The 13,048-nt window shown below is 54.8% G+C and carries 14 protein-coding genes; all 14 read right to left on the bottom strand.

The features are described 5' to 3' along the window. Positions 1-22: 22 nt before the first annotated feature. Positions 23-1,273, bottom strand: a complete 1,251-nt coding sequence (gene hisS / locus REIFOR_RS10215; RefSeq protein WP_227003832.1) for a histidine--tRNA ligase — start codon at positions 1,271-1,273, stop codon at positions 23-25. Between the two features lie 39 nt (positions 1,274-1,312). Beyond that, positions 1,313-2,431, bottom strand: coding sequence for a flavodoxin-dependent (E)-4-hydroxy-3-methylbut-2-enyl-diphosphate synthase (gene ispG, locus REIFOR_RS10220; protein WP_100257461.1), 1,119 nt, complete (start codon positions 2,429-2,431; stop codon positions 1,313-1,315). After that, a complete protein-coding gene (gene pilW / locus REIFOR_RS10225) occupies positions 2,428-3,222 on the bottom strand; it encodes a type IV pilus biogenesis/stability protein PilW (protein WP_100257462.1) in 795 nt (264 codons plus the stop codon). Before pilW ends, ispG begins: the two co-directional genes overlap by 4 nt. Next, positions 3,219-4,379: a dual-specificity RNA methyltransferase RlmN gene (gene rlmN, locus REIFOR_RS10230; protein WP_100257463.1), complete on the bottom strand. Its 1,161-nt coding sequence runs from the start codon at positions 4,377-4,379 to the stop codon at positions 3,219-3,221. Before rlmN ends, pilW begins: the two co-directional genes overlap by 4 nt. 168 nt (positions 4,380-4,547) lie before the next feature. Beyond that, positions 4,548-4,973 carry a nucleoside-diphosphate kinase gene (ndk, locus tag REIFOR_RS10235; protein ID WP_100257464.1) on the bottom strand — a complete coding sequence of 142 codons (426 nt, stop codon included), beginning with the start codon at positions 4,971-4,973 and terminating at the stop codon, positions 4,548-4,550. Positions 4,974-5,152: 179 nt separating this feature from the next. After that, positions 5,153-5,584: a SufE family protein gene (locus REIFOR_RS10240; protein WP_100257465.1), complete on the bottom strand. Its 432-nt coding sequence runs from the start codon at positions 5,582-5,584 to the stop codon at positions 5,153-5,155. Between the two features lie 40 nt (positions 5,585-5,624). Beyond that, the gene (gene sufT, locus REIFOR_RS10245; protein ID WP_100257466.1) at positions 5,625-6,152 is read right to left on the bottom strand and encodes a putative Fe-S cluster assembly protein SufT; all 528 of its coding nucleotides are present in this window, start codon (positions 6,150-6,152) and stop codon (positions 5,625-5,627) included. After that, positions 6,152-6,523 (bottom strand): HesB/IscA family protein, encoded by a 372-nt coding sequence (locus tag REIFOR_RS10250; protein ID WP_100257467.1) that lies wholly within the window; start codon positions 6,521-6,523, stop codon positions 6,152-6,154. Before REIFOR_RS10250 ends, sufT begins: the two co-directional genes overlap by 1 nt. A gap of 36 nt (positions 6,524-6,559) precedes the next feature. Beyond that, the gene (locus tag REIFOR_RS10255) at positions 6,560-7,780 is read right to left on the bottom strand and encodes an aminotransferase class V-fold PLP-dependent enzyme (protein ID WP_100257468.1); all 1,221 of its coding nucleotides are present in this window, start codon (positions 7,778-7,780) and stop codon (positions 6,560-6,562) included. Continuing rightward, on the bottom strand, positions 7,777-9,063 hold the full coding sequence (sufD, locus tag REIFOR_RS10260; RefSeq protein ID WP_100257469.1) for a Fe-S cluster assembly protein SufD: 1,287 nt from the start codon (positions 9,061-9,063) through the stop codon (positions 7,777-7,779). The genes REIFOR_RS10255 and sufD overlap by 4 nt, the downstream gene beginning before the upstream one ends. After that, positions 9,064-9,813 (bottom strand): Fe-S cluster assembly ATPase SufC, encoded by a 750-nt coding sequence (gene sufC, locus REIFOR_RS10265; RefSeq protein ID WP_100257470.1) that lies wholly within the window; start codon positions 9,811-9,813, stop codon positions 9,064-9,066. 53 nt (positions 9,814-9,866) lie between these two features. Next, complete coding sequence (gene sufB / locus REIFOR_RS10270) at positions 9,867-11,306, bottom strand: Fe-S cluster assembly protein SufB (RefSeq protein ID WP_100257471.1); 1,440 nt, start codon at positions 11,304-11,306, stop codon at positions 9,867-9,869. Continuing rightward, entirely contained in the window at positions 11,303-12,478 is a 1,176-nt protein-coding gene (locus tag REIFOR_RS10275) for an aminotransferase class V-fold PLP-dependent enzyme (protein WP_100257472.1), read from the bottom strand. The genes sufB and REIFOR_RS10275 overlap by 4 nt, the downstream gene beginning before the upstream one ends. Next, positions 12,478-12,969 (bottom strand): Fe-S cluster assembly transcriptional regulator IscR, encoded by a 492-nt coding sequence (iscR, locus tag REIFOR_RS10280; protein WP_100257473.1) that lies wholly within the window; start codon positions 12,967-12,969, stop codon positions 12,478-12,480. The genes REIFOR_RS10275 and iscR overlap by 1 nt, the downstream gene beginning before the upstream one ends. Positions 12,970-13,048: the final 79 nt, after the last annotated feature.

A 13,048-nucleotide genomic window follows, 5' to 3' on the forward strand; every position in this document is an offset into this window, starting at 1 on the left:
TCACAATTAATTCAGCGGAGCATTATAGCCCCAGTTGGCCTAATACTTCAGCCAATTCGTGCCATGAACTGGACTGCTGGGCGATATTTCCGTGTAAATCTTTGACTTGGACCCTTTTTTCCAACGCTTCATCGTCACCGAGGATCAAGGCCACCGCGGCACCGGATTTATCGGCTTTCTTCATCTGGCTCTTAAAGCTGCCGCCGCCGCAATTCATTTGCAGACGCACGGCCGGCATTTCAGTGCGGATCTGTTCGGCCAGCACCTGCGCGACGGCGTCGGCTTGGTCGCCGGCAACGACCAGGAAAAGGTCCACGGTTTTCTCAATATTGGCCGGCACCGCATCAACGGCCTGCAATAACAGCAGTATCCGCTCAATACCCATGGCAAAACCGGACGCTGGGGTCTCTTTACCGCCCAGCATCGGCACCAGGCCATCATAACGACCGCCGCCACAGACGGTACCCTGGGCGCCGAGGGCATCGGTCATCCATTCGAAGACGGTCTTGGTGTAGTAATCGAGCCCGCGCACCAGACGCGGATTCACCTGGTAGGCAATGCCGTTCGCGTCGAGGCGGGCACGCAGATCGGCGAAGTGCAGCCGCGACTCGTCATCGATGTAGTCATCGAACACCGGCGCGGCGTTGAGCAGTTTTTGGGTGCTGGCCGATTTGCTATCGAGAATCCGTAACGGATTCACATAGAGACGGCGCAGACTGTCGTCATCGAGCTGGTCTTTGACGCCCTCGAGATAATCAACCAAGGCCTTGCGGTAACGTGCCCTCGCCTCACTGCTGCCAAGAGTATTGATGTGCAATGTCAACGAGCCGAGCACACCGAGCCGGGTAAAGAGCCGATGGGTCAACAATATCAGTTCGGCGTCTATGTCCGCTCCGGCCATGCCAAAGGTTTCGACGCCGATCTGAAAAAACTGTCGATAACGACCCTTTTGCGGCCGCTCATAGCGAAACATCGGTCCCTGATACCAGAGCCGCTGAATCTGATTGTACAGTAGACCGTGTTCTAGGGCCGCGCGCACACAGCCGGCAGTGCCTTCCGGCCGCAGGGTCAGGCTATCGCCATTGCGGTCGTTGAAGGTATACATTTCTTTTTCGACTATATCGGTATGCTCGCCCACGCCGCGCGCAAACAGCTCGGTTGGCTCGACGATGGGCATGCGGATTTCACGATAACCATACTGACTCAGCACGGCTTTTACCTGGCCTTCTAAATACTGCCAAAGCGGACTGTCACTGGGCAATATGTCGTTCATTCCGCGCACGGACTGCAAACTGGTCAAGCGCGTATCTCCTTAAATTTTGGCGATAATGGTTGAATCGAATTTTTCTTTATCAGCGATTTTTTGCCGTATTAAGCGCTCAAAATGATCCACCAACTGGCCGTTATCAATCTTGTGGTCGGCCTTGCCATCGACGTAGATCAGGTTGCTAGGCGAGCCACCGGTAATACCCAAGTCGACCTCCTTGGCCTCCCCAGGACCGTTGACGATACACCCGATCACCGCCACATCGAGCGGCGTCAGGACATTGTCGAGGCGACTTTCGAGCTCGTTGAGCGTACTGATCACATCGAAGTTTTGCCGTGAACAACTTGGGCAAGCAATAAAGTTAATGCCCTTGTTGCGCAGGCGTAGGCTCTTGAGAATATCAAAGCCGACCTTGATTTCTTCCACCGGGTCGGCCGCTAAGGACACCCGCAGGGTATCGCCGATGCCGTCCATCAGCAGCATGCCCAAGCCAATCGACGATTTCACCGTGCCACTGCGCAGGCCACCGGCTTCGGTAATGCCCAGGTGCAACGGCTGATCGATCTGTTTGGCAATCAGGCGGTAGGCGGCAACGGTCATAAAGACGTCGGAGGCCTTTAGACTCAGCTTAAAGTTTTGAAAATCCATGCGATCGAGAATGTCGATATGGCGCATGGCCGACTCGACCAAGGCTTCCGCCGTCGGTTCGCCGTATTTGCGTTGTAGGCTTTTTTCCAACGACCCGGCGTTAACACCGATGCGGATGGCAATATTACGATCGCGGGCGGCGTCGATCACAGCCCGAACCCGGTCGTCGCGGCCGATATTGCCCGGATTGATGCGTAAGCAATCGACGCCCAATTCGGCGACTCGCAGCGCGATCTTGTGGTCAAAATGGATGTCGGCAATCAACGGCACCGAGACCCGGGCGCGAATTTTGCCAAAGGCTTCGGCCGCGTCCATGCTCGGCACCGATACTCGCACCAGGTCGGCACCGGCATGCACTAAGGCTTCGATCTGCCCGACCGTGGCGTTAACATCTTCGGTGTCGGTATTGGTCATAGATTGCACCGCAATCGGTGCATCCCCGCCGATCGGGACATTACCCACCCAGATCTTGCGCGAAACTCGTCGTTTAATCGGGCTTTCAGTTCGTTTATTCATGCAGCGTCTTGCTCCGCCTGCCATCTCAGGTAGGTTTGATACTCTACCGATTGAGGGAATTGATTTTTCAACTGCAGGGTCATCGACGACAGCGCGTTCTTATCTTGCGCCACCTTGGCCAATTGAATACCCAACCACAGCGTTGTGGCATTGTGCCGGCCATGCTGCGCGCGCACAAGCTCGACGAAGCCGTTGTAATAGCGATAGGCTGTACTCAGCTCCTGACGCTCGAAGTAGATATTGGCCAGCCCCAAGAAGCTATTGCCTAACAAGGGATTCAGCGCTAAGGCGCGGTTGTAGCTGGAAATGGCCACATCCATCTTGTCGATCCGCGATGCGACGATGCCCTGATATTCAAACGCCTGAGCTCGGCGAGTCGAGACCGTATCCTCAAGGGTCTTGTTAAGCTGCTTATAGGCTCCCTTGTAGTCACCTCGGTTATAGAGATAGACACCGTATTGAAAATGCCCTTCGGTGCTTTCACCATAACGCAGCGCTTTTTGGAAATGGCTGTCGGCCAGCTTAAATTCCAATTCGCGATCGTAGACCCGGGCCAGGCCCATATGGGCGCCCGGTAACTGGTCGTCGATCGCCAAAGCCTTGGTCAGAGCCTCTTTGGCCTGCTGATTGGCACCCTGTTCGAAGTAACCGTAACCGATCTGAACGTAGGTCAGGGCGGCCTTATTTAAGTCTTTTTTAGCATCAAACGAGCTGACGGTCGTGGTCACGCAGCCGGTTAAACCGAACACGACCAGTGCCGAAATCAGTAACCGAATGCTGGCTGATGTCATACGGCACTCCGATCGGTGCGCTTGGTGGCCACCGTGGCAGCGGTTTGCCCCAACTCCACCGCTTCGATAAACCGTTCCGAACGCCGCGTCTTGTCAGAGACCTGACCAATCAGCTGACCACAGGCGGCATCGATGTCATCGCCACGGGTTTTACGAATGGTCACGTTGTATCCGGCCTGTTGCAGGATATCCTTAAAGCGGTGCATGCGGTTATTGCTTGGCCGCTCGTAGCCGGAATTGGGAAACGGATTAAAGGGTATCAGGTTGATCTTGCAGGGCGTATCCCGCAATACCGCGGCCAATTCAGTCGCTAATTCCTCACTATCGTTGATGTGATTCATCATCGTGTATTCGATGGTACAGACCCGCTTATCGGGCAGCCGCTCAAAATAGGCATTCACCGCCTTCAACGTCTCGGCGATACCGTATTTTCGATTGATCGGTACCAGCTCGTTGCGCAACGCATCATTGGGCGCATGCAGAGACAGGGCCAGGGACACGTCGCTGACCTCGGCCAGATCGTAGATTCTTGGCACCACACCGGAGGTACTGAGGGTGACACGCCGCTTGGACAGGCCGTAGGCGTTGTCTTCCATCATCAGGCCCATCGACTCGACGACGTTATCAAAGTTAAGCAGGGGTTCGCCCATGCCCATCATGACCACGTTAGTGACGTGCCGATCCCGCTTTTTGCCCGGCTCATCCCAAGACCGGGCCGCGACCCAGAGTTGGCCAATGATTTCAGCCGAGCTCAAATCCCGATTGAAGCCCTGTTTGCCGGTCGAGCAAAAAGAACAGTCTAGGGCACAGCCAATTTGCGACGAGACACAGAGGGTGCCGCGTCCTTCTTCCGGTATGTAAACCGTCTCAACGGCATTGCCACCGGGCATTTTCATGACCCATTTGCGCGTGCCGTCGATAGAATATTGCTTAAAGGTCACTTCTGGCGGCACTATTTCGGCTACTAATTTCAACTTATCGCGCAGCGCCATGCTGACATCGGTCATATCATCGAAGTTATCGACACCTCGTTGATGAATCCACTTCAACACCTGTATTGCTCGAAACCTCTTTTCGCCCAGCTCCTCGGTAAAAAAGCGCTCCAGCGAACTCAGGCCCATGCCGAGCAAGTTAATTTTCTGTGTTGTTTGTGTCATCTAGGTTACCTAATAGTACTGCGCCAAAACCGGCCAAGTCTTTCGCTGCAAATGGCGGCAAAAGGCTCTAAAATTTAAAACTCAAAAGGGAGCTCAGCCTTAAACTGAGCTCCCTCTGTATTCTAGCATCCAGGGGCAGCACAAACTGTCGACTGCCCCGTTCTTTACTTAACGTGAAAAGATTTCATTTTCGTTAAAAAAGAACGCTATTTCACGGGCCGCAGACGCTGGTGCGTCAGAACCGTGCGCCGAGTTGGCATCGATGCTCTGGGCGAAATCGTGACGAATGGTGCCGGCCGCCGCATCAGCAGGGTTAGTAGCACCCATGATTTCACGGTTTTTGGCAATGGCGTTCTCGCCTTCAAGGACCTGGACCATGACCGGGCCAGACATCATGAACTTGACCAGGTGCGGGAAGAAAGGACGCTCCTTATGTTCCCCGTAAAAGCCTTCGGCCTGCTCAGAGGATAACAACAGCATCTTAGATGCAACTATCTTCAAGCCTGCAGTTTCAAAGCGAGAATAGATGGCACCAACCAGGTTACGGGCTACGGCATCGGGTTTAACTATAGAAAAAGTGCGTTCAATTGCCATTTAGGCCTCTCTAGGGGTTTTTTTATTGGGTTTTTCGGCGCCACATTGTACGTTGAATTCGCCGGCCAGGCTATCTTTGTCTGGCAATGGTCCGGGCTAAGCAAAAGCCCAGACCCGGTATAGCACCTAGTGCCGGGGCATGGCTGCGGCAACGCTGGCGAGTTCTCGATCGTCTAACGCTATACGGCCAATCGGGCGGTGGCGATATCTTGAATTTTTTTCACCATGGCGCGTAAACCGTTGCCGCGCGACGGGCTTAGATGACGCACCAGGTCCAGGGCGGTGAAATACCGTTCGATGTCGACGGCCAATATCGCTTGGGCACTTCTGCCATTGAAGGCGACCAAAACCACCGCCAGCAAGCCCTTGACGATATGGGCATCGGAATCAACCTTGAATATAAACAGCTCGTCCTGTTGCTCTGGCACCAACCACACCTGGCTTTGGCAACCACGCACCAAGTTCACCTCCGACTTCAGCTCGTCAGCCATGGGCGGCAGCTCCTTGCCCAGATCAATAATGTATTTGTAACGCTCTTCCCACGAATCGAAGAAGGATAGATTTTCGATGATATCGTCTGCGCTGATATCGATGCCGAATACTGGATTCATAAGGGGCCTCTATAAATGGGGGGTCTGGGATGGCATCAACTTAGCTGAACATACCGGTTTCAAGCTGCGCCTCTTCGGACATCATATCGCGATGCCACGGCGGATCGAACACCAGATTGACCTCAACCTGCTGCACATTAGGCACCAACGCCACGCGATACTTGACATCATCAACTAACACCGGACCCATGCCACAACCCGGGGCGGTCAGCGTCATATCGATAAGTACCGTTTGGCCTTGAGTCGAGACCTTGTAGATCAGACCCAAGGCCACTAGGCTAACCGGAATCTCCGGATCGAAGATTGTCGCCAGAGCCTGCCAAACTTGGGCCTCATCGACATCGGGGCCGGTGACCGGGGTAAAGATCAGTTTTTCGGGCTCAAAGCCCAGGGCATCGGCGTCGGTGCCATCAATACGCGCCATATTGCCATGATAGACCACCGTATAGTTGCCACCCAAGCTCTGCGTCAGGGTAACAAAGGTATCGGCTGGGATGGTCATGGGGGTGCCAACGGGTACTAGGCGAGCGTTGACCGCTCGAGTGGTGACCACCACTTGTCGTTCCATCAGTCAGCCTCCACAACAAAGCTCTCGCCACAGCCACACTCGGCGGTGACATTCGGGTTGTTAAACTTGATCAACTGATTCAAGCCATCCTTTTTAAAATCAATCTCGGTACCCTGCAGTATCGCCAGAGCCTCTTGCTGGACATGCAAGGTGACGTCATCGGCCATCACCAGGCTGAGATCGCCCGGCTCTGCCGCGGCGACGAAATCGATCTTGTACATATAGCCGGAACAACCGCTTTCCTGAATAAACAACCGCACCGAGGCCTTGTCGGCCTGGGCCAGCTGCTTGCGAAAATGCCCTACCGCCGCATCGGTCATGGTGATATTGGGGGTTTGCAATGCTTTTGGATCAAACGACTGTACGCTCATAATTCGCCTACCTTCAGGGTCTAACGAACAGACCTGTCAAAAAAGAAATAATTTTACCTTGTCCAACGCCGCAAACAGGGCATCGACATCTTCTCGGGTGTTGTAGAGCGCAAAGCTGGCTCGAACCGTACCGGACACACCCAAGCGACTCATAATCGGCATGGCGCAGTGACTGCCGGTGCGCACCGCAACGCCCTGCTGGTCGAGCAAGGTGCCGACATCGTGCGGATGGCTGCCGTCGAGCACAAAGCTTAGCACCCCGGCACGCTGGTCGGCTTGGCCAATCAGCGTGAGGCCGGGATAGTTGTGCGCACATTCGACGGCGTAATCCAGTACCGCCTGCTCATGCGCCATCATCGCCGCTCGGTCCAAGCCATTGAACCAGGTGATGGCCGCCGCCAAACCGACGGCTCCGGCTATGTTAGGCGTACCCGGCTCAAACTTATAGGGCACCCGATTGAAGGTGGTCTGTTCAAAACTGACCGTTTCGATCATCTCACCCCCACCCATAAAGGGCGGCATGGCCTCGAGCAGGGCCATTTTACCATAGAGCGCACCGATGCCCGTCGGACCAAAGAGCTTATGGCCGGAAAAGGTGTAAAAGTCACAGTCCAGCGCCTGCATATCGAGGTCAAAATGGGCCACGGCTTGGGCACCGTCGACCATGACCAGGGCACCAACCCGGTGCGCCCGAGCGATGATCTCGGCAACTGGATTGACGGTACCTAAGGCATTGGAGACGTGCACGATCGAGACAAACTTAACCCGCTCATCGAGCAGGCCATCCAAGGCCTCCAGATCCAGTTCGCCGGCGTCGGTAACCGGAATCGGCACCACTTCAGCACCGGTTTTAGCGCACACCAGCTGCCAAGGAACTATATTGGCATGGTGTTCCATGGCCGATACTAGGACCCGATCGCCCGGCTTCAGGTTGGCCTGACCCCAGCTAAAGGCGACCAAATTGACACTCTCGGTGGTGCCCTTGGTCCAGATAATCTCGTCGCTAGAGCCGGCATTCAAGAGCCCCTGCACCGCAACCCGGGCCTGTTCAAAGGCCGACGTTGCACGGTCACTCAGGGTATGGGCGCCGCGATGCACATTGCTGTTATCGTGCCGATAGAAGTTACTGATGGCATCGATCACCGCGTCGGGTTTTTGCGTCGTGGCGCCGTTATCGAGATAAACCAACGGATTGCCATTAATTTGCTGGGCTAAGATCGGAAACTGGGCCCGGATTGCTTGCACATCAAAGCTCATAAGGCCGCTCCCGATAGCGCCGCCACCTTGGTCGCAAATAAGGCCTCGAGCAGCGGACGCAACAGTAAGCGCACCGGCTCATCGTCTAGGGCATCGAGCAGTTCATTGATAAAACCAAAGCTAAGCATCATTTCGGCATCTTCTTTGGTGATGCCGCGCGCCTGGAAATAGAACAGCAAATTCTTATCCAGCTGGGCAATGGTCGCGCCGTGCGCACAGCGGACATCATCGGCGTAGATTTCCAGTTCCGGCTTGGTATTGATTTCCGCCGTATCGCTGAGCAACAGGTTACGATTTTGCAACTCGGCGACCGATTTTTGCGCCAACTTGTGGATATGAATCCGACCGTTGAACACGGCATGGCCCTTATCAGCGAGGATACCGCGAAAAGTCTCAGTCGATTGGCAGTGCGGCACCTCATGCTCTAGCACGGTGTGGTAATCGATCAGCTCGTTACCCTTTGGCAGATAGACGCCATTGAGGGTTAGCCGAGCGCCTTCACCGCGGTGGCGCACCACTATATCTTTGCGCTTTATCTGACCGCCAACGGCCATATGAAAGGCGTTCAGCGCTGCATAGGCCTCTAATGTTGCCGTGACTCGGCCGATGTGGCGGATATCGCCGGTTTCCAGCAGCAGGTGATAATGCGTCAATTGCGCCAATTCGGCGACAAAGAGCGCGGTATTGGGATTCACAAAGCAGCGGCCTGATGGGCCATGGCTAAAGGTTTCCACCAGCGTCAGATGCGATTCCTTGCCTAGATCGACCAAGACCTGAATATTGCTAATGGCGTCGACCCCCTGACTGATGTAATTCAGGTGGATCGGTGCAGACACCTTAACGCCGGCGTCGACGCTCAACCAATAGGCCTGGTCGAGTAGGGCTTGATTCAGTGAATCGAAGACAAAACCATTGCGTTCCGCATCGATCCGCGCCAAAAACGCCAAGCCTTCATCGGCCGAGCAGTCGCTCAGACGGCGCAACGAGACGCCCGCCGGCAGAGTCGGTAGGTCTTGGAGCTGACCGTTGACCAGGTCGATGCGGATGTCGTTCCAGTTTTCAAAGCGAATACCCGGTTCATCCGTCGACTCGGTGGATTTTTGCCAGGTGACATCGAGTAAGGCTTTCAGAGGCGTGTATTTCCAGGCCTCGGTTTTGCGCGTCGGCCAAGCCAAGGCGGCGAAATCGTCCTGACCTTGCTGCTGCCAATCTTTAAGCCATTGCGGCGCCGCGGCTTGCGCAACGGCAGAGCGCGCGCTGAGGGTGTTCAATGCAACCGTCACCTATACGTGCTCCTCATCGATCCAGCCATAGCCGTCTTTTTCCAACTCAAGCGCCAGCTCGCGGCCGCCCGACTTAACGATCGAGCCGTTCGCCAAGACATGGACATAATCGGGCACGATGAAATCCAACAGCCGTTGATAATGGGTCACGATGATAAAGGAGCGATCGGCCCGGCGTTGGTCATTCACACCCTTGGCGACCAACTGCAGGGCATCGATATCGAGGCCAGAGTCGGTTTCATCCAAGATGCACAGGGTCGGCTCGAGCAGCATCATTTGCATCAGCTCATTACGTTTCTTCTCACCGCCGGAAAAACCTTCGTTGACACCGCGCTTGAGAAAATCAGCCGGTAGGTCCACCAAGGCCGATTTTTCCCGGGCCAGCTTGATAAAATCAATGGAGCTGTAGGGCGTCAGGTCGCGCGCGCGACGAATGGCATCGACTGAGGCCTTGAGGAATTCCATATTGGACACACCCGGTATCTCGACCGGATATTGAAAGGCCAAAAATACGCCGCGCCGGGCGCGCTCTTCGGCATCGAGCGCCAGTAAATCCTGATCATTAAATTGGATGCTGCCCTCTGTGACCTGGTAGCCATCGCGACCAGCCAATACATTGCCGAGGGTGCTCTTGCCGGCGCCATTAGGGCCCATAATGGCATGCACTTCGCCCGCCCGAATATCCAGGTTGAGGCCTTTTAAAATGTTTTTATCGTCTATCTTTGCATGTAAATTTTTGATGCTTAGCATGAGGATCAAGAACCTATAATTAGGTGAAAAAAATTCTGTGTTGCCAACGGAATTTAACCGACAGCCCCTTCCAATGAAACTTCCAGCAGCTTGCCTGCTTCGACGGCAAATTCCATCGGCAGCTCTTTAAAGACTTCCTTACAGAAGCCATTGACGATCATCGATACAGCTTTTTCAGCATCGATGCCGCGTTGACGACATAGGAACAGCTGGTCTTCACTCACCTTGGACGTGGTCGCTTCATGCTCCACAACGGCCGAGCGATTTTTGCTTTCGATATAGGGGAAGGTGTGCGCGCCGCATTGATCGCCGATTAACAGCGAATCGCACTGGGTAAAGTTACGTGCGCCATCCGCGCCCGGATTCATCTTCACCAGACCTCTATAGGTATTCTGACTCTTTAACGCACTAATGCCCTTGGCAATAATGGTCGAGCGGGTGTTTTTGCCAATGTGAATCATCTTGGTGCCGGTGTCGGCCTGCTGGAAGTTACTGGTTAGCGCCACCGAATAGAATTCGCCCACGCTGTCATCCCCTTTGAGGATGCAGGAAGGGTACTTCCAGGTCACTGCCGAGCCGGTTTCCACCTGCGTCCAGCTGATCTTCGCGCGCTTATGGGCAATGCCGCGCTTGGTGACGAAATTGTAGATACCGCCCTTGCCTTCTGAATTGCCCGGATACCAATTTTGCACGGTCGAGTATTTGATTTGCGCATCATCGAGCACCACCAACTCCACCACCGCGGCGTGCAATTGATTTTCATCGCGCATCGGTGCGGTGCAGCCTTCGAGATAACTGACATGGCTGCCTTCATCGGCAATGATCAGGGTGCGCTCAAACTGTCCGGTCTTGGCTTCATTAATGCGGAAGTAAGTCGACAGCTCCATCGGGCAACGCACCCCCTTGGGAATGTAAACGAAGGAACCGTCGGAAAAGACCGCTGAGTTCAGCGCGGCATAAAAGTTATCGCGCTGTGGCACGACCGAACCAAGGTATTTTTTCACCAACTCCGGATATTCGTGCACCGCCTCGGATATAGGGCAAAAGATCACCCCCACATCCAATAGCTTTTGCCGAAAGGTGGTGCCGACCGAGACCGAATCGAACACCATATCGACCGCGACGCCAGCAAGAGCGGCGTGTTCATGGGTCGGAATGCCCAGCTTCTCGTAGGTCGCCAATAATTCCGGATCGACCTCATCGAGCGATTTAGGTCGATTCTCTTCCATACTCTTAGGCGATGAATAATACGATAGGGCCTGAAAATCGGGCTTTGGATAGGTCACATGGGCCCAGTCCGGTTCGTCCATTTCGATCCAGGCACGAAACGCCTTGAGGCGCCATTCGAGCAACCATTCCGGTTCGTTCTTTTTGGCCGAAATCAGTCGGACCACATCTTCGTCGAGCCCTGCCGGTATGGTCATGGACTCGACATCGGTGACAAAACCCGCCGAATACTCAGACTTTAGGTACTGTTCCACTTCTTCACTCATGATTGGTGCCTTTTATTGCGGCTTGCCGAAGTGCGCAAGCTATTGACTGCTTCAGTGAGACTAAGGATGGCGCTATCGACATCGGCTTCGGTGCTAAACCGACCCAAACTCAAGCGCAGCGAGCTGTGTGCCGCCTGATCACTTAATCCCATGGCTTTTAGTACAAAAGAGGGTTCTATGCTGGCCGAGGTACAGGCCGAGCCGGTTGACAGAGCCAGATTGCGCACCGCCAACATTAGCGCCTCGCCATCGACGCCGTGAAAACACACATTGAGGTGGCCCGGCACGCGGGGTGCCGCGCCACCGTTGATGGTGACATCGCCCAGCTCCACGAGGGCATTGAGCAAACGATCACGCAAGCGGCTAATACGCTCAGCCTCCTCGGCGAAACCGGCGTTGAGAATCTTGGCCGCGGCCCCGATGCCAACGATCTGGTGGGTCGGCAAGGTGCCCGAGCGCATACCCCGTTCATGGCCACCGCCGTGAATCTGGGCGACTAAATCAAGTGGGCTGCGGCGGCGCACATAGAGCGCGCCGATGCCCTTGGGTCCATAGAATTTATGAGCTGACATCGACAGCAGACTGATCTGGGCCGAATCCACATCGAGCGGCATCTTGCCAATGGCCTGGGCCGCATCGACATGAAACAAAATACCCTGTGCGGCGCAGAGCGCGCCAATTTCAGCAATGGGGTTGCACACCCCGGTCTCGTTATTGACTGCCATAATACTCACCAAACGAGTGTGCTCGGTGATCGCCGCGGCCACGGCCTGGACGCTGATCACCCCATCGGCATCGGGCTTCAGAATCGAAAGCGGATAGCCTTTGGCGTGCAGGTAGTTACAGGGGTCTAACACGGCCTTATGTTCTGTGGCGCTGGTGATCAGATGGCACTCGGCTGGGGCATAGCCTTCTGCCACGCCCTTGATGGCCAAGTTATTCGCTTCGGTAGCCCCGCTGGTCCAGACAATTTCTCGGCTATCGGCTTGAATCAGATCGGCCACCTCGTTGCGTGCGTCCTCGACAGCTTCTTCGGCCATCCAACCGAGTATATGAGAGCGTGAGGCCGGGTTACCGAACTCGCCATCTCGGGTCAGATAGGCCATCATTTTTTCGGCGACTGGGCCATCGACCGGCGTGGTCGACGCATAATCAAAATATAGTGGGCGCATTAGTCGACCTGTGTCGTGGCGATGGCTTCTTGACTCTGACTAACGCGCAGCTGCAGCTTTCTGTTTTGCCGCTCATTAACGAGTTTCATCTCGCTCCGATCGACCAGATTTTGCAGACTGATATCATCCAAGAAACCGTGAATTTGTTGACTAAGGTCCTGCCAAAGGTGATGCGTTAGGCAGGCTTCACCCTGCTGACAGCCGGTCTGGCCGCCACACTTGGTGGCATCCATCGACTCGCTGACGGCGTCGACTACCGAGGCCACACTGATAAGCGCTCGCGCTCGACCGAGCAGATACCCGCCGCCCGGTCCACGGACCGACGCGACCAGACCCTGCTTGCGCAGCTTGGCAAATAACTGTTCTAGATAGGATAGAGAAATGCCCTGGCGCTCGGAAATATCGGCAAGATTGATCGGGCCACTTTCCTCGTTTAATGCCAAGTCGAGCATGGCGGTAACGGCATATCGACCTTTGGTTGTCAGTTTCATCCCGAGTGTCCACTGCGTTAAGAGTGAGGGAATTATAAATACCTGAGTAAAACAGTCAACTATTAACCGAATAAAAACG

Origin of the sequence: Reinekea forsetii (assembly GCF_002795845.1) — a bacterium.
Lineage (GTDB): Bacteria > Pseudomonadota > Gammaproteobacteria > Pseudomonadales > Natronospirillaceae > Reinekea > Reinekea forsetii.